At 72.1% G+C, this 20,850-nt stretch carries 15 protein-coding genes and 1 pseudogene; 8 read left to right on the top strand and 8 right to left on the bottom strand.

Features of this window, described 5'->3' with window-relative positions:
• Positions 1–2,394: 2,394 nt before the first annotated feature.
• Positions 2,395–2,568: a carbohydrate-binding module family 14 protein gene (locus tag ACIRST_RS33840; protein ID WP_402807227.1), complete on the top strand. Its 174-nt coding sequence runs from the start codon at positions 2,395–2,397 to the stop codon at positions 2,566–2,568.
• 52 nt (positions 2,569–2,620) lie between these two features.
• Here ACIRST_RS33840 and ACIRST_RS33835 read toward each other — a convergent pair whose 3' ends face one another.
• Positions 2,621–3,304 carry a hypothetical protein gene (locus tag ACIRST_RS33835; RefSeq protein ID WP_402807225.1) on the bottom strand — a complete coding sequence of 228 codons (684 nt, stop codon included), beginning with the start codon at positions 3,302–3,304 and terminating at the stop codon, positions 2,621–2,623.
• 978 nt (positions 3,305–4,282) lie between these two features.
• On the opposite strand from ACIRST_RS33835, the gene ACIRST_RS33830 reads away from it, so the two are divergent.
• A complete protein-coding gene (locus ACIRST_RS33830; protein ID WP_402807223.1) occupies positions 4,283–4,696 on the top strand; it encodes a phage tail protein in 414 nt (137 codons plus the stop codon).
• A 559-nt stretch (positions 4,697–5,255) separates the two neighbouring features.
• On the opposite strand, the gene ACIRST_RS33825 is transcribed toward ACIRST_RS33830, so the two are convergent.
• Positions 5,256–6,023 carry a hypothetical protein gene (locus tag ACIRST_RS33825; protein ID WP_402807220.1) on the bottom strand — a complete coding sequence of 256 codons (768 nt, stop codon included), beginning with the start codon at positions 6,021–6,023 and terminating at the stop codon, positions 5,256–5,258.
• A gap of 1,313 nt (positions 6,024–7,336) precedes the next feature.
• Positions 7,337–7,591 carry a transposase gene (locus ACIRST_RS33820; protein WP_402807218.1) on the bottom strand — a complete coding sequence of 85 codons (255 nt, stop codon included), beginning with the start codon at positions 7,589–7,591 and terminating at the stop codon, positions 7,337–7,339.
• Positions 7,592–7,707: 116 nt separating this feature from the next.
• Between ACIRST_RS33820 and ACIRST_RS33815 the strand changes: the two genes are divergently transcribed.
• The gene (locus ACIRST_RS33815) at positions 7,708–11,112 is read left to right on the top strand and encodes a BTAD domain-containing putative transcriptional regulator (RefSeq protein WP_402807216.1); all 3,405 of its coding nucleotides are present in this window, start codon (positions 7,708–7,710) and stop codon (positions 11,110–11,112) included.
• Positions 11,113–11,220: 108 nt separating this feature from the next.
• Here the strand turns inward: ACIRST_RS33815 and ACIRST_RS33810 are convergent, their stop codons facing one another.
• The 3 genes from ACIRST_RS33810 to ACIRST_RS33800 form a co-directional block, all read right to left on the bottom strand.
• On the bottom strand, positions 11,221–12,144 hold the full coding sequence (locus tag ACIRST_RS33810) for a TIGR03619 family F420-dependent LLM class oxidoreductase (protein ID WP_402807213.1): 924 nt from the start codon (positions 12,142–12,144) through the stop codon (positions 11,221–11,223).
• A 97-nt stretch (positions 12,145–12,241) separates the two neighbouring features.
• Positions 12,242–12,925, bottom strand: coding sequence for a hemerythrin domain-containing protein (locus ACIRST_RS33805; RefSeq protein WP_402807210.1), 684 nt, complete (start codon positions 12,923–12,925; stop codon positions 12,242–12,244).
• Between the two features lie 17 nt (positions 12,926–12,942).
• The gene (locus tag ACIRST_RS33800) at positions 12,943–13,434 is read right to left on the bottom strand and encodes an FtsK/SpoIIIE domain-containing protein (protein WP_402807208.1); all 492 of its coding nucleotides are present in this window, start codon (positions 13,432–13,434) and stop codon (positions 12,943–12,945) included.
• Here ACIRST_RS33800 and ACIRST_RS33795 point away from each other — a divergent pair.
• From ACIRST_RS33795 to ACIRST_RS33775, 5 genes are all read left to right on the top strand, one after another.
• A complete protein-coding gene (locus ACIRST_RS33795) occupies positions 13,366–14,052 on the top strand; it encodes a transposase family protein (RefSeq protein WP_402807205.1) in 687 nt (228 codons plus the stop codon). The two genes, ACIRST_RS33800 and ACIRST_RS33795, sit on opposite strands and share 69 nt — an antisense overlap.
• A 441-nt stretch (positions 14,053–14,493) precedes the next feature.
• Positions 14,494–14,853 carry a transposase gene (locus ACIRST_RS33790; protein ID WP_402807202.1) on the top strand — a complete coding sequence of 120 codons (360 nt, stop codon included), beginning with the start codon at positions 14,494–14,496 and terminating at the stop codon, positions 14,851–14,853.
• A 43-nt stretch (positions 14,854–14,896) separates the two neighbouring features.
• The gene (locus tag ACIRST_RS33785) at positions 14,897–15,229 is read left to right on the top strand and encodes a hypothetical protein (RefSeq protein ID WP_402807199.1); all 333 of its coding nucleotides are present in this window, start codon (positions 14,897–14,899) and stop codon (positions 15,227–15,229) included.
• 6 nt (positions 15,230–15,235) lie between these two features.
• A complete protein-coding gene (locus tag ACIRST_RS33780; protein ID WP_402807197.1) occupies positions 15,236–15,457 on the top strand; it encodes a hypothetical protein in 222 nt (73 codons plus the stop codon).
• Positions 15,458–15,594: 137 nt separating this feature from the next.
• Positions 15,595–18,084: a pectinesterase family protein gene (locus tag ACIRST_RS33775; protein ID WP_402807194.1), complete on the top strand. Its 2,490-nt coding sequence runs from the start codon at positions 15,595–15,597 to the stop codon at positions 18,082–18,084.
• Between the two features lie 502 nt (positions 18,085–18,586).
• Here the strand turns inward: ACIRST_RS33775 and ACIRST_RS33770 are convergent.
• Positions 18,587–20,041 (bottom strand): hypothetical protein, encoded by a 1,455-nt coding sequence (locus tag ACIRST_RS33770; RefSeq protein WP_402807192.1) that lies wholly within the window; start codon positions 20,039–20,041, stop codon positions 18,587–18,589.
• Between the two features lie 291 nt (positions 20,042–20,332).
• A pseudogene (locus tag ACIRST_RS33765) lies at positions 20,333–20,850 on the bottom strand (hypothetical protein); the annotation flags it as partial.

Raw genomic sequence — 20,850 nt, 5'->3', positions numbered from 1 at the left:
CCTGGCGGCGTCACCGTGGGTGGTTGCCCGAGGCTGCGCCTCGGGGCCCGGCTGCGCCGGGCGGGGTGGCTGGGGCTGATTCGCCTGCGGCGAATCCGGGGGCGCGTAGCGGCCCCTGGCGGGGCCTCAGGTTTTGGGGTGGTTGGCACGGGCCTGCGGCCCGCCTTGAGGGACTGTTGGCGATGTGGCGCGAATTGCCGGTTGCACCCCCGCCCCTGCGGGGCGGGGCCGTGTCCGGTGGCAGCGTTGACGATGTGGCGCGAATTGCCGGTGAAAGGGCCTCCCCTGACGGGGAGGCGGGTATCCGACACGGAGCCCGTTGACGATATGGCGTGAATTTCCTGGAACAGCACCAACCCCCGGGCCGGGGCGCCCCTGGCGGGGCGTCGGGGCTGCGCCCCGGCGACGTCGCAGCGGCAGTGCCGGCGCGGTGCGGGTGCCGCAGTCGCCGGGGCGCAGCACGGCACCGGTGGCTGGAACGAGCCGGGGAGCGCCCCCGGACAGCGGCGCCGGGCGGGACGGTCACCACCGCCCCGGCGGGCCCGGAAGGGGCGCAGCGCGGGGCCTGGAACGCGCTGGGGTGTCACCGGCACGGCCCCTTGCCGGGCATGCGAGACCGCCTCCCGGATATGCCTTGCGAGCGCTTCGAATACTGGCACAGCCCCCGATTGACTGCGGGTCGGCGAACCTCGCACTGTGAACTGTCGGAGCAGGCCCGATTTACCCGTCCCCAAAACACCCTGATACGACACCAGAACCGGTCCTTCCACCGGTCCATAGTTCCTCACTCCGAACACCACCAATCCCCCCCAATAACCGGCCACGCGTCAGTGAACCTCTCTTAGCCACCACACCACCAGAAAACACGGTCACAACACCACACAGAACAGGGCGCAGCACAGGGCCACCACAAAAGCGCAACACCGTCCGGGAACTCCGGAAAAAGAGGCGGGCCTTCGGCGAGGGGGTCGGGGCCTGGCGGCCCCTTGGCGGGTGGTTGGGGGGTGTCGCCTGCGGCGTCACCGCGGGCCTGGGGCGGGGGCGGGAACGGGGTGGTGCTGGGGGTGGGACGGGGCGGCCCCAGGGCGGGGCGGGGGCTCAGGGATCCCCCGTGAAAGGGGGCGGCTTGTCCGGGGCCTGGTGGCCCCGCGGAAGCGGGGCCGGGGGTGCTGGGCGGGTGAGGCGGCCCCCGGCTGCGCCGGGCCAGGACGGGGCGCGGGGCCGGGGGGGTGGTGTCGTGCTGTCGCGATGCGGGAGCGGGAGAGGGGATCCGGGGCATCCGTGCTGGGAAACGACGCGACAGCACCCCCGGGAGGGACGGGCGCGACATGCACGCCTGGCCGGGGGCCGGGAGGCGACGCCGGCGGGGAGGACGGCCGGCCCGGGGCGGCGCCGGGGCAGCGGGGCAGCACGGCGGGGCGGTGTCCCAACGTCCCAGGCCCCGGGTGAGGCACTGCCACCTGGGAAACCAGGGTGGGACAGTCACACCCCACCCGGGGGCAAGGACACCACCAGGAGACGCAGCAGGACCGGCCGGGCGGGGGCCTGGACCGCGGCGAGCGGGGCGGGGCGCCGGGGCGCGGCGGGACGAACGGGCGGAGCGCCGGGACGGCGGCCAGGACGACGAGGGTGTCGGCGCGGGCCCCGGCTACGCCGAGCCGGGGAGGGCACGTCGAGAACGGACAGCACCAGGGCGGAGCGGCGGGCGGGCACATCGAGAACGGACGGCGCAAGCGCCGAGGAAGGGACCGGGAAACCCGGGAACTACCACCGGAATAGCAGGCGAAAAAACACCCCTGAAGTTCCCGTGACCATTCCCCGGACCCGGAACCACCCCACACAGGGTCCACGCGGACACAACGAACACGCAACGTGAACAGAACCAGGCAACGGCCACCACCCCCACACCGCCCGGCCAGACCGCCGAGGTGCCCCCGGGACAGCCCCGGACAGCCCGAAAACACCCCCGAAACACCACCAGGTCACACCAGACCGTCCGGACAGCGACCCGAGCGACCCAGCCACCAAGCGGCGGACCCCGGGACGGCGGGCGGGAGGAACGCCCCGGGATGCACTCCGGCCGATTCCGGCCGCAGGGTGGGGCAGTGGGCATCCTCGTCGTCATCGAGCACCCGGATCAGCCGGACCAGATGGTCGCGCACGCGGCCGGCACCGACCCGGACCCCGGCGACCCGCTGCCGCACGCCTCACCGAACTCGGGATGCGGTGGGAGTAGCCGGCACATCCCGCAGGCCGGGCCACCACGGGGCACCACAGCGCCGCCGAACGGAGTCTGACAGGCCGCCCGGCAGCAGCCGCTGGGAGCGAGGGGCGGATACGCTCGATCCTCCAGAGTCCCCCTGTGACCTGCCCCGGCAGAGTAGAAACGATCACATGAGCGAGACCAGGCCCCTGTGCGAGTTCGACAGCCAGCTACTCCCCGACCCGACCGATCCCTCGAAGTTCTACGAGTGCACCTCCGACCTTGTGCCGATGCCGATGCAGTGCCCGTCCGGCCTCGTCTTCAATCCGAAGATCGGTCAATGCGACTTCCCGCCGAAGCACTGAGCCGTACGGGAAGCGGCCCGGGCCGGCAAACCAACCGGTACAGCCGCATTGCTCAAGAGCGTGCGTCGTTGGTCTGATCATGAAGAGGAACATCGCTCTGGCGGCGCTGACTGACGTGGCCCTCCTGTCCGCTGCTGCTCCTGCATATGCCGACACCTTCGGAATCGGCCAGGGCGCTCAGGCGACTTGCGGGGACGCTGTCGGCGAAGTCGGCAGCGGCCGCGGTGACTCTCCCGAGGTAGCCGAGCGTGGTCGTGATCTCCCCGGGGACTTCCAGGCCGTGGTCGGCGCCGGGCAGCTCCAGGACGGCGGCCCGGCCGGCACGGGCGGCGGCCGGGCACCAGTGAGGGTCTGCGGTCCCGCCGATCACCAGGCCCGGCGTGCGCCCGGTCGCGACGGCCTCGGCCACTGCAGGGTCATCCAGCATGGGGGTGAGCCAGATCCCGGGGATCGCGTGGCGCTGGGAGGCCGGCAGAAAGAGGGATCCCAGGCACTTCGCCACGATCAGGACCTGGCGCGCCTCCTCCTCGGCGAGTGCCGCGAGGGCCTGTTCCTCGACGTATGTCCGGCGCCCACGGGTCGGCGGATCCCACCACAGCTCCCGCACACTCCATCCGCGGGTATTCAGCATGCGCGCCAGGTAGTGCAGCAGCGGTCTGGCCGGGGTGTAGGTCAACCCCGGCAGGATCAGTGCCAGCCGCTGCGGGTCACCCTTATGACGTGAACTCATCACCATGCACGGGGCCCTACCCGACGCCCCATCACGCCACACCCTCGGGCGGTCTGCCGGGACTTGGATCCGGGATGTGCCCGGCAGGCGCTGCGGTGGCGGCAGCCTGGGCCCGGACGAGTTCCAATCGGGCCGCGACGAGGGGCACTGCGGCGGTGTCTGCCGGGACGGCAGCTGCGGCGTCCTGAAGCCGCCGGCAGGCCGCGGGGAGGGCATCCTTGGCCCTCGCGTCCTGTTCCTTGACCTTCGCGGCACAGGCCTCCAACAGGACCCGCTCGATCGTGTGGGCGGGGCACTTGTCGGTGCGCCAGATCTCCGGGACGGTCATGTCCCGGCCGACTGAGATGGTGCGGGCGTCGCCGCCGTCCGGCCCGGCCCGGCAGTCCTGACAGTCATGGTGTCGGGCAGGGGCGGGCGTCCGGGGGTAGTACGGCCAGTGCCTGTTCCAGCGCGCCGGCCGGGGTACCGCCATCGCCGCAGCACAGCCCCTCTACACCGCCCTGGAGCCGAGGTTCGGCCAGCAGCCCCAGGTGGTGGCGGTGACCGGCACCGCGTCGTCGTACTCACACCAGCCGCCGCCATTGTCGTGCCTCGTCACCGTCCCCGGTGGTCACCCGGGGTTGTCGGGAAGGCGGCATCCGAGACCGACAGCCCTTCAGGCCCCCGGGTCGCCCGGCCCAGGTCCACCTCTGACGGTGGAGCCATCGGTGGGCATGGAGGAGTGCCGTGACCTTCTGCCGTGATCGCGCAGGTCGGGCCGTGCCGGGGAGCTGGTGCACTTGGGCTGCCGCCGGCTTCCCCACGGACTTCCCGGCCGGGCCGGCGGCCGCACTGAGGGATCCCTGCAACGCCTTGGCGAAGGACGCACCCTCGTCGGGCAACCCGTGCACGGAAACCACACTTTCCGTCACAGGTCCGTGGCATAGAGTGGTGCAGCGCAAGCAGTAGACCGCGCCGCGCAATGCGGCCGACACCGGGAGTCCCATGTCCACGCCTGCGTACCGCTACAAGCTCTCCGTCGACGGGCAGGACTACCTGTTCTGCGACATCTCCGGACTGGAGATCGGCTTCGACGTCGTCGGATACCAGGAGAGTGCGGGAGACGTCATCCCGATGCTCGGCCCGAGGAAGCCGGCGGTCGTCTCGCTTCGCCGCGGCTCGGCCGACGGCTACAAGGCGCTCTACGACTGGATCTCCCTGCAGTCGCATGCAAGCCCGAAGAAGGACGTGACGCTCGCCCTGCTCGACGAGGATCTCTCCCCGTCGACGACCTGGAGCATCATCGACGCCTTTCCCAGCAGCCTCACCTCACTCGTCTACACCGACGGGCTCGACCAGCCCGTCATCGGCGAACTGGTCCTGCAGGGCCTGCGCGTGACCGCGCAGTTCCAGGCCTGACGTCCAGCCAGGGGACAGTGCCCCACGCAGGCGCCGGCCCGCCCCGGGGACACTGACGCGGACCACTGCAGTCTCAGCCCCCTGCCGCGCCGCCGTTTCGATCTTCACGGCAGGCCCCGTCCCGTTGCGACAGGTTCCGTGCTCCGGCACAGCCGGTGTGCCGAAGCACGGAACCTGTCAGCGGAGACGCCCACGGCCTGGGCGAAGCGACGGCGGAGCGCGCCGGCGTGACACCGTCCACGCGTGGAGTCGACCCGAGCACCCACTGCAGTCAGTGCTCAGCTCAGCGCCGCACCGCGTCCGCAGGAGAACCCCACCTCGTCCGGCGGGGGCCGGCGGCCCAGCCCCACCTCGGAACAGGCCTCCCCGACCGAGTCCGCGTCGGTGGCGTCCCGCAGGAGACCCCGGTCGCCTCGCCGGCACACCCGCCGTGGCAACGGACATCGACACGCCGCCTCGACGAAGTCGGCTGCATGACGGGGCGACGGGGCGACGGGAAGCCGGGGCGACGGGAAGCCGGACAGACCGCCCGTGCCCCCGGTTCCACGCGCTGCCTCGGTCAGAGGTTCTCGTACACGGTCGGACGCAGCTGGAAGATCTGGTTGTAATCGCCGTTCCAGTCGGGCCAGACGAGGATTGGGTGGCCGCCCTTCCCCTGGGGAACGTCCATCCTCCCCTGGTGGTTTCCTTGCGCGTCGTAGTTGTCGATTGCACGGCCTCCGCAGCCACCGACCGTGATGTTGTCGCTGACAGTCCACCGATCGGCAGTGGCAGGATCGTGTTCCAGCGCATTGATCTTGCGGTCGCCTGCGTCGGCGTCCCAGTAGCTGGTCAGCGACTTGCCCGAATGGGCTCCGTCCTGGACGAAGATGTAGTAGGCATCGCGCCCTTCGAGCTGGTAGCCGACGGGTACCGCATGGAAGAGGTTGTGAACGTCCTGCGACGGATCGTAGTCGCCCTTCCGGTTCATGTTGTCACTGAACAGAGCGGGAATGTCGTCGTCGTACATCATCAGCTTGCAGCCGCGGTTGTCCCACTCCGGATGTGCCATCTGCAGCTGGAACGGCTTCCCGGAGGAGACATCGATCCAGTACGGGTCATTGACGTCGTTCCAGATGAAGTCGCAACCCGAGATGATCGCGATCAGGAACCAGATGAAGTACGCCGCGCCCTCCTCCGGGTCCTCGAACGAACTCGTCAGGTAGGCGTCCATCCTCGACTTGATGTCATCACAGGACAGCCCCAGGCCACGCGGCGCGTGCGGGCTCCCGTCGACGATGCCCTGCAGGACCTTCAGACGCTCGGGCGGAACGGACTGATAGGGCACGGACGTACCGCCTCTCCGATGGGCCGGTGGTGGACCTACTGATCTCACCCCGCTCAGAACCTAGGACTCCCCCCACCGCTCCCGCCAGTAACCATTCAGCCACGTTCCGTGGTCAAACCAGTCGACTTCGGCGCTGATGCCGACGCCCGCGAACACCACACCACCCCCGCACGGGGCACGGTCGGCGCCGACGCACAGCAGGCGCGGCTCGTGCCGTGCCCGGCCGAGGTGACCGCGCTGCCGCGGCGGGTCGTGCTACTGGAGCTGCCGGCCCCGCGCCCGTTCCACGACGGTGCCGTGGAGCCGGCGGTCGCGGCCGGCCGCCTGGTCGACCTGCCGGACGGACGGGGGGCGGATCACACTGCCGTGGGTCACACTGCGTCTGAACCGTGCGCTGTGGGCAGCGCGGGCAGCGCGGGCCCGGGCCGGTACCACCAACGCGGTGTTGCGTTCCAGGCGAGCCCTCCCACCACCGCGCGTCCGGCGCGCCTGACGCGCCCGACGGGCCAACGCCCGGCTCCCGTCAACCCATCAGCCGGGCCAGGCGGAGTGCTTCCTGGAGTTCAAGGGCCTCCACGCGAACCCGAAAGGATCCTGTGACACGAAAGAATCCAGACAGCGTCCCAGCGTCGCCAATGTCGCGGTATACGTACAGGCCCCGTCCAGGAACGCCGAATCCCGTGCCGAACTACGAGCCACACCCCCAACCGAACAGCCTCGGCCCCTGAAACGCGGGCAACCAGTCGACGCGATGGCCCAGGTTCAACCACCCCGCTGAACACCGGGCTGCACCGGACCGTCCCCGGCAGCCCAACCGGGACCACGAAGGCCGCGAGGCCGCCGGGCAGGGCCCGCCAGCCAGCGCCGCAGGCCACCCCGACCCGGCAGCGCACCACCACCCACCCCCACCACCAGGAGGACAGGGGTGCGTAGAGAGGGATGTCGGCTTTTCCGGCCACCTTGGTTGGCCCGGTGAGCTGCACAGATGCCAGCCCGCGCCCGGGCCGGGGGTGCCGGCATCAGGAGCCGCATCAGGAGTCACAGCAGGAACTGCACCGGGAGCTGCATCAGGAGGCCAGAGAAGGGCCCTTCCCGGGCCTCCCGGGGCCGGACCGCACCCTGGGGCCGAACGATGCGTCAGGGCACGATGGTCGCCGTCAGGGCCGTCCACGGGGGCATCAGTCGGCCAAGGGGGGCCAGTGCCGGATCCGGTCGACGTCGACAGGCCAGCCGGGCCGGGCAGGCCTGGCGGAGGATCGCCCCGCCCCCGGGGCCCGACCGGGCTCCGGGGGCGTCCGATGTTCGCCGGACGCTCACCAACCATCACGGCCCCGCAGGGCACAGACCCCTGCCAGCCGGACCGTCAGCTCGACGATGCGCTTGGCCTGCTCTTTCTCCTTCGCGCGCAGCCGCGCGAGCTCCTCGCGCTCGGACTCCTCCACCGGCCCCGTCCCGGCCTCCGAGGCCTTGCGGGCGGCGTGCACCCAGTTCTGGAGTGTGGCCTCGCGCACTCCCAGGTCCCGGGTCACCTGCGCGGCCGGCTTCCCGGTCTCCAGCACGATCCGCACGGGCCCTCACGGAACTCGGCGTCGTACGTGCGTCGCTTCCCCACCCTCAACTCCTTATCGGGTCACGACTCCACGCTACGAGGGGAAGCACACGTGCCGTCTACGATGTTCCCGTCATGATCGTATTGAAGGTGCTCGGCTCGTTCCGGGTCGAGGTCGACGGCCGCACGGTCGATACCGGCGGCCGGCTCGCCCGCATGGTCCTGGTCCAACTGCTGCTCGCCCGCGGGGCGGTCGTGCCCACGGAACGGATCATCGAACGGTTGTGGCCCGAGCGCGTCCCCTCCAGCGCACAGACCTCGCTCCACGCCTACATCGCCCGTCTGCGGCGCGTCCTCGAACCGGACCGGGCACCGCGCACACCCGCACGGCTGCTGGTCAGCGCCCCCTACGGCTACGCCCTCGCCGTCGGGCAGGACGCGGTGGACGCCTGGGTGTTCGAGGACCGGGTCGCGGCCTGCTCGGCGGCGGAACTGCCCGCCCACGCCGCCGCCGAAGGCCTCGCCGACGCACTCGCCTCGTGGGGCGGACAGCCGTACGCCGAGTTCTCGGACGAACCGTGGACCGCCGGCGAACGCGCCAGGTTGGAAGAGGTGTACCGCACCGCCCGCGAACGCCTCGCGGCCGCACGGCTGGGCTGCGGCCAGGCCGCCCAGGCCCTCGCCGACGCCGGCACGCTGACCCGGGAACAGCCGCTGCACGAGGAGGGCTGGCGGCTGCTTGCCCTGGCCCTGTGGGCCCGCGACCGCCAGGGCGACGCGCTGGCCGCGCTGCGCCGGGCCCGGCACGTCCTCGGCGAGGAACTCGGCGTCGAGCCCGGGCCCGCACTGCTGGAACTGGAGCAGGCCCTGCTGCACAAGCGCCTGGACGTCCTCCACCGCGCGACCGGCACACCCGCCGCGCCGGGCACCGCCCTCGCGCCGACACGGGGCACGGTCGCCACCGTCGGGAGCCGCAGCGGGACCGGGAGCCGGCACGGGGGCCGGACGCCGACGGTCCTGACGGCCGACCGGCTCCTCGGCCGCGACGACGAACTCGCCGAGCTCGCCGCCGCGGCCGACCGGGCCCGGGCCGGCCGCGCGCAGGTCGTCCTGGTCTCCGGCGAGGCCGGCATCGGCAAATCCAGCCTCCTGGAGGCCGCCGTCCGTCAACTGCCCGAACAGGGCTGGCTGGTCGGCACCGGACACTGCCCGGAGACCGAGGGCGCCCCGCCCGGCCGGGCCTGGTTCGACATGCTGCCCACCCTGGCACAGGCCGCACCACCCGGCCCCTACGCCGATGAGCTCGCCCCGCTGCTGGCCCCCGGCACCGCGAGCGACACCGGACAACCGGACGGCAGCCCCGCCCGGCGCTTCCGACTGCACAAGGCACTGCTCGGCTGGCTCCGCGAGACGGCCCTGCGCCGCCCCCTGGCGATCGTGCTGGACGACCTGCACCGCGGTGACCAGGAGAGCATCGAGCTCTACCTGCTCTGCGCCGAGCAACTGCGCGACGTCCCGCTGCTCCTGGTGGGCTCCTACCGCACCGGCGAGGGCGACCTGACCGGCGCCCTGGCACGCCTGGCCGCCTGGTCGCCGCTCCGGCTCGCCCTCTGCGGACTGTCCGACGCCCAGGCCGTCGAACTGCTGCGCCGCGGCGCAGCCGGCATGAGCGACCACGCCGCCGTGGCCCTGGCCGAACGCGCCGGCGGAAACCCCTTCTACCTGCGCGAGAGCTCGTTCCTGATGGCCGGTGAGGGCGAGCAGCAGGCACTGGCCCGCGTCCCGCAGGGCGTCCAGGACGTGCTGCGGCGACGCCTCGCCCTGCTCGCCCCGACCGTCACCGCCGGGCTGCGGCTGGCGGCCGTCGCCGGACGCGAGGCCGCGGTGGCCCTGCTCGTCCACGCGGCGGACAGCGACGCCGACCAACTCCTCGACGCCCTGGACGCCGGCGTCACCGCCGGACTGCTCACCGAACCGCGCCCGGGCACCGTCCGCTTCACCCACGCCCTCGTGCGGGACGCCCTGGAGGGCGACCTCACCCGCCTGCGGCTGGCCCGGATGCACTCCCGCCTCGGCAGGTCCCTGATCGCCCTCGGCTCCGACGACGTCGCCGCCACCGCCCACCACCTCCTACGGGCGGCCGCGGTCGTAACCGCCGACGCCGCCCCCGCCCTTCACCACGCCCGGCTCGCCTGCGAACAGGCCGTGCGCCGCTACGCCCCCCAGAACGCCGAAGCCCTCCTGAACGCGGCCCTCGGCCTGCTCACCGACCACCCCGCCGCCTTCGCCGACCAGGACGCCACCCTGCTGCGGGTCGCACTGCTGGGCCAGCTGGTGGACTGCCGGATCCGGATGGGCGCCGTCGTACCCGCCCGCGAGGCACAGCTGCAGGCCATCGGCGTGGCCCGCGCGGAAGGCCGCAACGACCTGCTGACCGCCGCCTACACGGCATGGACCGAACCGACGCCCTGGCGCGTGCGCGCCTACGCCGCATTCGACCCCGAGGCCGTCGAGGAACTCGGCAAGCTCCTGGAGAACCCGGGCCTGGCCGACCGGCAGCGGTGCCTGCTCCTCGACCAGCTGGCCGACGCCCTCGACGACGCCGACCCCCGTGCCGTGGCCGTGTCCCGCCAGGCCGTCGAACTCGCCCGGACGGTGGGCGAGCCCCGACTGCGCGGCCTGACGCTCTCCTCGGTACTGCGCCGCGTCGACTGCGAACTGGAGCCCGCCGCCTACCTGGAGCTCCACCGGGAACTCGCCGAGGTGGCCGCCGCCCAGGACAGCCCCGAGTACTCCTGGATGACGAGCTACATCGCCGCCCGGATCGCCGCCGGCCGCAACGACCCGGCGGAGATGGAGCGGTGCCTCGTCCGCGCGGACGAGATCGCCCGCACGTACGAGCTCCAGGGCGCGTTCGCGGTGGCCAGGCTGCGCGGCGCCATGGTCGCCATGGCCCAGGGCCGCTTCGACGACGCCGAACAGGCCCTCGGGTCGGCGGTGGCGGAGCTGCGCGCACGGGGAGCGGTGGACCTCAGCTCTCTGGCGGCCCTGGCCATCGGGTGCATCCGGCTGCAGCAGGGCCGGCTGGACGAGGTGCTGGCGATGGTCCTCGCGGTGTGGGAGCAGTACCAGCCGCTCAACGAAGCCATGACCGCTCTAGCGCTGCTGGCCGCGGGCCGTACCGAGGACGCCCGGGACGCCTTCGGCCGCCGGGTGCCGCTCCGACGCGACTTCGCCTACTCCGTCCTGGCCGGGCTGCGCGGCCGGGCCGCCATCGCCCTGGACGACCGGGCGGCCGCCGACGAGGTGTACCGGGACCTGCTGCCCCTGCGGGCTCTGGCGGGCGGCGCGAGCAGCCTGAGCATCGTCTTTCGGCCCGTCGCGCAGAGCCTGGGCGACCTCGCCCGGTTCCTGGACCGCCCCGAACAGGCCCGCCAGCACTACCTCGAAGCCGCGCAGGTGGCGGCCGCCTGGGACTCCCCCCACTGGGCGGACGCCGCGCGGGCAGGCCTGGACGCGCTGCCGCCGGCGTCCGCGTAGCGGCGCCCCGCCCGCGTCGGCCGGTGCTCGGCCCGGCCGACGCGCCGGAGAGGATGGCGCTCGGCCGGCACGGGGAGGGGACGGCCCGGCCGGTGCGGGACGGCCCGGTCAGCCCGGGACGGGCTCGGCCAGTTCCGCCATGAACGCCGCCGCCAGGTCGAGGAACTCCCCGGGCGAATCCGTCGTCAACTGGAGGTCCACCAGCACCTCGTCGTTCCCCGCCCGGCACATCACCCTCAGGTGGTCGCAGATCTGGCGCACCGTCCCGCGCTCGTGGACCTCCGAGGGATCCGCCTCCGCCGCCGTGACATCGGGGTTCACCCGGAACACCCGGCGCAGCCCCGCCGGGTCCCGCCCCGCCCGCTCGGCGGCCTCCACCGCGACCGCCCAGAGACCCTCGAAGTACGGCAGCGGCATCGAGGCCGCGAGCCAGCCGTCCGCGCGCCGGCCGACCCGCTCCAGCGCGGGCGGGGTGAAGCCGCCCAGCAGGATCGGCGGCCTCGGCCCCTGCACGGGCTTGGGCAGGACGGTCGACTCGGGGACGGTCCACAGCCGGCCGGTGTGGACCACCGTTTCGGACCGCCACACCGCCTCCAGGACGTCGAGGGTCTCCTCCAGCCGTGCGCCGCGCCCCTTCCAGGGCACCCCGGCGGCCTCGTACTCCTCACGCATCCAGCCCAGCCCGAGGCCCACGTCCAGACGCCCGCGGCTGATCAGGTCGAGGGTCGTCAGCGCCCGGGCGAGCACGAGGGGCGGCTGCCACAGCGCGTTGAGCGTGCTGCTGCCCAGCCGCACCCGCTCCGTCGCCGTGGCCGCCACACTCAGGGCGAGCAGCGGGTCGAGGTGGGTGCCGTACCGGAGGGGCATCGGCTTCCCGCCGGCGTAGCCGTCGGGAGGGGTGAGCGGGGCCAGGAGCCGGTCGGCCACCCAGAGGCTGTGGCAGCCCAGCGCCTCCAGCGCCGCGCACATCGCGGCACTGCGGCCGGGATCGGCGAACGGGCCGAACTGGGGGACGGAGAATCCGATGCGCATCGGTGGGAGTTCCTCGATCGGTACGGTGAGGGCGGGCACCCGGTGACGGGCACCCGCAGGAGGGCTTCGGGGAGGGGGGTCGCCGGGCGACGGAACGTCAGGCGCCGGTGCGCCGGCCGCGGATCCGGTCGGTCTCACGGCGGTACTGCCGCTGCCCCAGCAGCCTCCACAGCACCCGGGCCGGAAGGGGCAGCCGGCCGAGGAACTCCCGGCGCTCCTCGGGCGAACTGTCCTCCAGGATCGCGCCCAGCGCGATCATCAGCCGGTCCCGGGGCGTCTCGGCCAGACCCCGCTCACCCACCGCGTGCCACTGCCGCTCGTTCACGTGGAGCGCGACCAGCGGCATCACCTCCCGCTCCTCCTCGTCGAGGTGGGCGCACAGCTGCCGGTGGTGCCGGCGCAGCGCCTCGACGAGCTCGTCCCGGTCCTCGCGCAGGGCCTGCACCTGCCACCGGTCCATGACCGCCTGGACCGCGGTGATCCCCTCGTCCAGCTCGCGGTGCTGCGCCTCCATCGCCAGGACCTGCTCGGCGTCGAGGTCCAGGTGGGGCAGCAGTACGGGCCAGAGCACCTCGTCCTCACCGGTGTGGTGGGCGTGCAGGCCGACGGCGTACTGCCGCCAGTGCTCGGCGAGGATCCGGGACCGGGCGGTGTCGCCGGGCTGCGCGTCCTGGACGAGTTCGGCCAGCAGGCGCGACTCGCGGCGGAACACCTGGTGGATCATCGCCATCTCGCGGGTATAGGGGTGGACGGGGGAGAGGGACGTGTTGCTCGAAGTCATGATCCCCAGTCTTCGGATCACGGTTGCAGGGCACTTGCACCCGACTTGCCCTGGAGGGCCAAGGTCGCCCGTCCGGTCCCGGGCGCGGGTGGTGGCACGGTCAGGACGAGGGGGCTCCCGGGGGTGCGCGGAGGTCTGGGTCGACGTCGAGGAGGGCGAGGAGGTCCCTGAGCACGCGCCGCGAGCTGAAGTCGCCGTCGGTGTTCGCGAAGGTGGCGATCTCGGCGGCCAGCCGGCACGCCACGCCGGGCAGCAGGGCTCGCGCGGTCGCCGCGGTCGCCACTTCGTCCTCGGACCCGAAGTAGGGGTGGAAGGGCAGCGAGTTGGCGAGGTCGTCCTCGAGCATCGACGCATACGCCTCCTCGTCGAAGGTCCAGCGCGAGGATCAGGCTGCGCAGCAGGGTGGACTTGCCGGTCTGCGGAGCGCCGGCGACGCCGATGTGACCGTCGGCGCCGGAGAGGTCAGCCACCAGCAGGTCGCGCAGCTGCTCGAAGGGGCGGTCCACCATGCCGAGCGGCACCCGCAGTGCGCCGCGCAGCCGAGGGTCGGCGGTGCCGAGGCCGCGCTCGGGGTCGGGCACGACGCCGGGCAGCAGTTGGTCCAGGCTGGGCGGGGTGGCCAGCGGGGGCAGCCAGACCTGGCGGGCCGGCGGGCCGGCGTCCTCCAGGCGAGCGACCAGGGCCTCCGACAGGCTCTCCGCACTGTCCTCGGTGGTGGCCGGATCGGCGGGCCGCTCGCGCAACGCCTGCTCGGCGAGGGAGACCAGGGCGGCCTCCTCCTCGGCGCGGGCGGAGGAGAGCGGTCCGCGCTGCTCCAGGCCAAGGCGGTGACCTCGCGGGCGGGCCGCTCGGTGAGGACCTGCGTCAGACTCCGCATTCCCGCCCTGGCCGACCTGGCCTGCACCGGCGCCGGCGGAACATTCGCCGTCCCGGTCAGACGCAGGCCAGGCAAGGAGCTCACCGCGGGCCAGAGATCGCTGAACCGGGCCCACGCCCGGTTCCGGTACCCGGTCGAACGAGGCGTGGCGACACTCAAACGGTGGCGGATCTTCCGCCATGCCCGCTGCAGCCCGAACTGGCTTACGTCAGCGGCCAAGGCCGTCCTCACCCTGGAGCTGCAACGCTGAAAGAGCTCAATCGATACGTACTACCAGTGCACAGAAGCCCGGCAGGAGGGAAAGTCGAGTAGCTGGACGATCAGCACCAGGAGCTCAGGCCGACGTCAGGAACAGCGCCACCCGGCAGCGCCCGGAACCGCGCTCACCACCCGACGGCCCTGACAGCAGGCCGCTGCACCGCCGGGCTCGACACCGCCGCGCTCACCCCTCCGTCCATGTCCGGCAGCAGCAGACGTGCCTCACGCGGCCGGGCCGCTCTGCCCCGCCCCGTACACCGGGCGGCGACCGCCCGGGACTCCAGCGCCCCGTACCCGTCACCGAGCCCGCTCCAGGACGAATCCCCCACCGTCAGGCGCAGCTCGGCGGTGCCGGGCCAGGGGGTGGGGATCAGGAGGGTGGCGCCGGTGGTGCGTAGGCGTTGTTCGAGGCGGGCGAGCTGGCGCGGGGCGGGTGCTCCGGTGGGACGACGTCGACGGCAAGGGCCGGCACATCCTCCTTCTGCCCCAGCCTCTGCAGGAGATCCAGAACCGGGTGCGACGCGACCAGCAGACCAGACCATGGCGCGAGCGATACGCCCTCAGGGCCGGCTGCGAGGCCACCGTCTCCGAGACCGTGCACGCCCACGGCCTCCGTCACTGCCGCTACCGCGGCACAGCGAAAACCCACGTCCAGCACGTACTCACCGCCGCCGGAACCAACATCATCCGCCTCCGCCAGCATCAGCCGGGCAAAAACCGGACCAGCCCCGCAATCCGCTTCACACGCCTCTGCCGCCAGACGATCGACCGGACTCAAGCCGACGGTCGCTGAAGATCACCAACAGCATCCGGAAGTCGAGCCAGAACCCATTCCCGTGGACGTAGCCACCTTCGAGGACCTTGACGAAGACGTCCTCGCCGAGACCGCCGCCGAGGCCCGCGTCTTCGGCACCGGTCCGGCCCACGCCGTCGACGAGCTGGTGCGCGGCCTGTACGGGCGGCTGGCCCACTGGCAGCACGCGATCGGCGAACTCGGCCGTCGGCTCACCACCGCCGCGCAGGACCGGCCACTGCCCGAGTGGGCCGCCGACACCGGCCGCACCAAGGACGTCCGCTGGCGCTGGGCCCGTCGGACGCTGTTGGAGGCCGTCGCCCGTCACCACCACGGCGCCCTTCCAGCCGGACCTCTGGAGGACCGGCCGTGGTGATCACCGGTGCCCGCCGACTGCTTCGCCGTCACCGAGGAGGAGCAGGGTGGGGCACTGGTCTACCGCTGGATTCTCAAGCCGGGCTGCACCGTGCCGCCGGGGCAGCACGTCTTCGCCGGCCAGTACAACCACGCCACGGGTTTGCGCGATCCGAAGGGCGACACCTACCGGGTGGACGCCCAGGACTCCGCCGCCGCGGTACGGGGCGGCTTCGTTCTCCCGCACTGACACCGTCCGCCATCGAGGGAACTGCGGTTGCCGGAAAAGAATTTTGCGCGGGCGCGGCAACCTATCGCCTCGCGGCGGCAACTGAGGGGTGATCGGTCCCGCGCTCCTGCGGGCCGCTGCTCCCTAAGGACGAGCCGTTGCCAGACCAGAACCGCCCCTCCCACCGCCGCCGTCCGGCGACCCGCCGGGTGCTCGCCGTCGCCGGCGCCCTCGCCGTAGTGGGCGCCGCCGTTCCGCTGATCGCCCAGGCCGCCATGCCCGCGAAGGCCCGCACGCTGACGGTGGCCGCCGACGGCGGCGGCAAGTACCGCACCGTGCAGGCCGCGGTGGACGCCGCACGCCCCGGCGACCGGATCCGGATAGCCAGAGGCACCTACCGCGAGGTGGTCCACGTACCGGTGGACAAGACCGGAATGACCATCACCGGCGCCACCGGCAACCCCGCCGACGTGGTCATCAGCTACGGCAACTCGGCCGGCAGTGCCAAGCCCGGCGGCGGCCAGCTCGGTACCGAGGGCAGCGCCACGGCCACGTTCGCCGCCGCGGGACTGACGGTCGAGAACCTGACCGTCGTGAACTCCTTCGACCGGGCGGCCGCACACCCCGGCACCCCGACCCAGGCCGTCGCCGTAGCCGCCGAAGGAGACCGCCAGGTCTTCCGCAACGACCGCATCATCGGCCACCAGGACACCCTGCTCACCTGGTCACCGAACGCCACCGCGCAGACCCGCCAGTACTTCGTCGGCGACTACGTCGAGGGCGACGTCGACATGATCTTCGGCAACGCCACCGCCGTCCTCGACCACGCCACCATCCAGGCCGACGACGACGGCGCCCCCGCCGGCGGCCTCAACGGCTTCCTCACCGCTGCCAACACGGACTCCTCGCACAAGTACGGCCTGCTGATCACCGACAGCACGGTGCGCTCCACCGCGAAGGACGGCACCTACTACCTCGGCAGGCCCTGGCACCCGACCGACTCGTCCGTCGCCCAGGTCGTCATCCGCAACACGGTGCTCCCAGCCGCGATCAAGAGCACCACCCCCTGGACCGACATGAGCGGCTTCTCCTGGCGCTCCGCGCGCCTGAGCTCGTACGGCAACACCGGTCCGGGCGCCGGAGCGGGAGCCGAGACGGGCGGCGACAGCCCGCAGCTCAGCGCCGAGCAGGCCGCCGCCCTCACCGCCCGCGCCTACCTCGCCGGAAGCGACGGCTGGAACCCGGTCGGCCAAGCCCCCTCGACCGGCTCCGGCTCCCCGGTTCCCGCCGGTATGGCCACCGGCGACACCCGGCACGTCACCGAGCCGGTCCCGCCCACCACCACCTGCGCCGCCGTGCCCGCCACCCTGACCATGACCGCCCGGACCACGCACGCCTCGTCCGAGACCACCCCGCCCGACACCGCCCGGATCCAGAAGGCCCTGGACGGCTGCGCCCAGACCGGCCAGAACACCGTCGCCGTCCGCCTCCGAGCCGGCGACGGCGCCCACACCGCATTCCTCACCGGCCCACTGACCATCCACCAGGGCGAAGTGCTGCTGCTGGACAGCGGTGTCACCCTGTACGGCTCGCGCAACCCCGCCGACTACCAGCAGTCCGGAAAGCCCAAGTGCGGCACCCTCGCCTCCTCCAGCGGCGGCTGCAAGCCGCTGATCCACGTCGAGGGCGCCAACGCCGGCATCGAGGCCATCCGCGCCGCCGACGGCAGCCAGGGCCGGATCGACGGCCGCGGCGACCAGACCATCCTGAACACGGGCACCAGCTGGTGGCAGCTCGCCACCGACGCCCAGAAGGCCGGTTCGAACCAGAACAACCCCCGCCTGATCCAGGCGGACAACTCCGACAACTTCACGCTCTACCACGTCGACCTGCTCAACTCGGCAAACTTCCACGTGGTCTACAACGGCGGCAACGGCTTCACCGCCTGGGGCGTGCGCATCAAGACCCCCGCCACCGCCCGCAACACCGACGGCATCGACCCGGCCGGCGCCACCAACGTCACCATCACCGACTCCTTCATCATGGACGGCGACGACGGCATCGCCATCAAGGGCGGCAACAAGGCCAGCAGCAACATCACCGTCAGCGGCAACCACTTCTACGGCACCCACGGCATCTCGATCGGCAGCGAGACCAGCAGCGGCGTGACCAACGTGCTCTTCCGCGACAACACCCTCACCGGCACCGACGCGCTCGGCAACACCAGCGGCTCCAGCGCCGGCATCCGGATCAAGAGCTCTCCCGCCAACGGCGGCAAGGTCAGTGACATCGGCTACCTGAACACCTGCCTCGACGCCGTGCGCGCCCCGCTCGTCTTCGACACCCACTACTCGGGCGGCAGCGGCTCCAACACCCCCTGGTTCACCGGCATCACCGTGGACGGCGTCACCGCCACTCACTCTCCCAGCGGCGCCAAGTCCACCCTCGTCGGACTCGACCCGGCCCACCCGCTCCAGGTGACCCTGGAACACCTCAACCTCGACGTCACCACGGCAACCGCCGCCAACGCCCACATCAGCGCGGCCGACACCAACCTCCACCCGTCCGGCTCCGGTGTCACCGTGACGCCCACCAACAACCCGGGCACGGCCCCCACCTGCACCTTCCCCGCCTTCCCCACCTTCTGATCCCCTCGACGACCGGGCCATCCGCCCGCTCGACCGAGGCGTTCCCCCGAAGGCCGGACAGCCCGCCGGATCCTCCGGATCCGGCGGGCTGTCCGCGCGCCCACGCGCGAAGCACAGCGAGGCGAAGCGAACACCATCCCGGGTACTCTCATGCGTCACGGCATGGGACCGCCAAGGTCGTCAAGCCGCGACCACTCGGCGCTCGCGGCCCAGGAAGGTTGCCAGGAGTAGGCACCCCGGCCGGGATCGTCGGCTCTCGGCCGCTGTGGCCCTGACGAGACCATTTCCGCCGTCGCGACCGCGCTGAGGGCCGACTACCGCCTTATCACCACTGCCATGGTGAGCGGCGATCACGAGTGACGGGCAAGCAGGGAGCTTCACACCGGCCCGGGGCAGCGCGGATCCCGGCCGTGGACGGGCCAGCAGGTCGAGGCGGCGGCCTGGGAATGTGTGTGCGCCCGGCCCCTGGAGGGGCCGGGCGGTGTGTGCGGGGACGATCGGGTCAGGACGTGGCGACCGCGCCGCCGGGGAGCTCGGCCCAGGTGCTCCACCGGCCGACGTTGTAGTCGGCGTCGATGGTGTAGACGTGGTTGTCGCTGCCGACGGCGTAGATGTGCATCACGTTGTTGATGACCGTGTTGGTCAGCGACTTCACCGGGCTCGGGTCGATCTTGAACCAGCTGCCGGTCCAACCGCTGCCGGAGGAGGCGTAGTTGCCGTCGGTGGAGTACAGGGCGTTGTCCGCACCGATGATCCCGAGGTGCACGGAGGTGCCCGTCATCGAGGCGGTCAGGCCCTTGGCGCCGGCCGCGCCGCCCGGGACCTCGGTCCAGTTCGACCAGGTACCGGTGGTGTAGTCGGCGTCCTTGGCGAAGACCTGGCCGCTCGCGCCGAGCGCGAAGACGTGCACCTTGTTGCCGTCCGCCACGCTGGTCAGCGCCTTCAGGCCACTGCCGTCCAGGCGGCCCCAGCTGCCGGTCCAACCGCTCCCGGAGGCCGCGTAATTGCCCTCCGTCCCGTACAGTGCGCCGTCCGAACCGACGATCTGCAGGTGGACGGTCGTCCCGGTGACCGCGGCGGCGAGCGAGGTCGCTCCGGCGGCACCCCCGGGGACCTCGGTCCAGTTCGACCAGGTACCGGTGGTGTAGTCGGCGTCCTTGCCGAAGACCTGGCCGCCTGCGCCGAGCGCGAAGACGTGCACCACGTTGTTGACCGTCACGCTGGTGACCGCCTTCAGCGCGCTGCCGTCCAGCCGCGCCCACTGGTTGGTCCAGCCGCCGCCGGCGTAGTTGCCGTCGGTGTTGTAGAGGGCGCCGTCCGAGCCGATCAGGTTGAGACGCGCGGTGGTACCGGTCGCGGACGCCGTGATCGCCGCGTTCACGTCCCAGGACCCGGTCGGGACGTCGTCGACGACCTTGTTGTAGCGGTAGGCCTGGTAGTCGCCGTTCGGGTGGCTGTCGAAGTACGCCGCGTTGATCGAGATGCCCGTGCGGTGCTTCACCGGCGTCGAGCCGAAGGAGTAGTAGGAGAAGGTGGTGTGCGCCGCGTCGTCCCACTTCTCGAACAGGATCACGTGGTCGTACTTGCTGTCGAGGATGTCGCCGGGCTTGAGGTCGCTGCGCTGGATCTGGGTGGTGTAGGCGGGGTTGGAGAGCCCCAGGGTGTTGGGGCCGTCGGCGAGGTGCCAGGCCATGTCGACGTAGCCGCCGCAGTCGGTGCGGTACATGCGACCGCTGGAGTCCGGGTAGTAGCCGCCCTGGTCGTAGGTGATCGTCTTGCCGTACCAGTACTGGGCCCGCTGGAGGATCTCCGAGCGGGTGATCGGGCCGCCCACCGAGGAGGCGGCCTGGGCGGTGGTCGCGGTGGAGAGCGTGACGGCGGTCATGGCCACGGTCCCGGAGAGGGTGAGGGCTGCGGTCAGGGCGAGCTGGGTGAGCTTTGAGGCGGTGGAACGCATGGCGGAACTCCTTGTGGTGATGGATCGACGATGGGTGCCCCGAGTGGCGGACGATGTCGCCGGTCTGGGCTGTGGCGGGCGATGTCGCCGCTCTGGGCTGCGGCGGGCGATGGCTGTCTGCCGGACGGCGGCGCGGGCGCAGCGCGGGCGCAGCGCGGGCGCAGCGCGGGGCGCGGTCCGTGAGGCGGTTGGGCAGGTTGCGGGACGGGCTCTGGGTGCAGGGAGGCGGCGGATGTCATGTGGGCCGGGCTCGCCTGGAGGTGATGCTGTGCCACCGGAGGTGATGCTGTGTCAGGCGCCGGCTCCGCCGGGGACGGGGATCCAGGTGGACCAGGTACCGGTGTTGTAGTCGGCGTCGCGGGTGTAGACGCCACCGTCCGCAGCGACGGCGAAGACGTGGTTGACGTTGCCGATGGCCACGGCGCTGATGGACTTCAGATTCGAGCTGTCCACCTTGGTCCAGGCCGACCAGGTACCGGTCGTGTAGTTGCCGTCGTTGCTCCACAGCGAGCCGTCGGAGCCGATGATCCCCAGATGCACGGTGTTGCCGGTGGCGGCGGCGGTGACGGCCCTGGCGCCGCCGGCCCCGCCCGGGACGGGAATCCAGCTGGACCAGGTACCGGTGTCGTAGTCGGCGTCGCGGGTGTAGACGCCACCGTCCGCAGCCACGGCGAAGACGTGGTTGACGTTGCCGATGGCCACGGCGCTGATCGACTTCAGATTCGAGCTGTCCACCTTGGTCCAGGCCGACCAGGTACCGGTCGTGTAGTTGCCGTCGTTGCTCCACAGCGAGCCGTCGGAGCCGATGA

Origin of the sequence: Kitasatospora sp. NPDC101447, from assembly GCF_044767225.1 — a bacterium.
Lineage (GTDB): Bacteria > Actinomycetota > Actinomycetes > Streptomycetales > Streptomycetaceae > Kitasatospora.
The sequence above is the reverse complement of the archived record's forward strand: the minus strand, read 5'-3'. Positions and strand labels throughout refer to the sequence as shown.

Excerpts from the sequence above, each read along its gene's own strand:
- ACIRST_RS33840 (WP_402807227.1), top strand. The coding sequence starts at position 2,395 with ATGAGCGAGACCAGGCCCCTGTGCGAGTTCGACAGCCAGCTACTCCCC.
- ACIRST_RS33835 (WP_402807225.1), bottom strand. The coding sequence starts at position 3,304 with ATGGTGATGAGTTCACGTCATAAGGGTGACCCGCAGCGGCTGGCACTG.
- ACIRST_RS33830 (WP_402807223.1), top strand. The coding sequence starts at position 4,283 with ATGTCCACGCCTGCGTACCGCTACAAGCTCTCCGTCGACGGGCAGGAC.
- ACIRST_RS33815 (WP_402807216.1), top strand. The coding sequence starts at position 7,708 with ATGATCGTATTGAAGGTGCTCGGCTCGTTCCGGGTCGAGGTCGACGGC.
- ACIRST_RS33810 (WP_402807213.1), bottom strand. The coding sequence starts at position 12,144 with ATGCGCATCGGATTCTCCGTCCCCCAGTTCGGCCCGTTCGCCGATCCC.
- ACIRST_RS33805 (WP_402807210.1), bottom strand. The coding sequence starts at position 12,925 with ATGACTTCGAGCAACACGTCCCTCTCCCCCGTCCACCCCTATACCCGC.
- ACIRST_RS33800 (WP_402807208.1), bottom strand. The coding sequence starts at position 13,434 with ATGGTGGACCGCCCCTTCGAGCAGCTGCGCGACCTGCTGGTGGCTGAC.
- ACIRST_RS33770 (WP_402807192.1), bottom strand. The coding sequence starts at position 20,041 with ATGCGTTCCACCGCCTCAAAGCTCACCCAGCTCGCCCTGACCGCAGCC.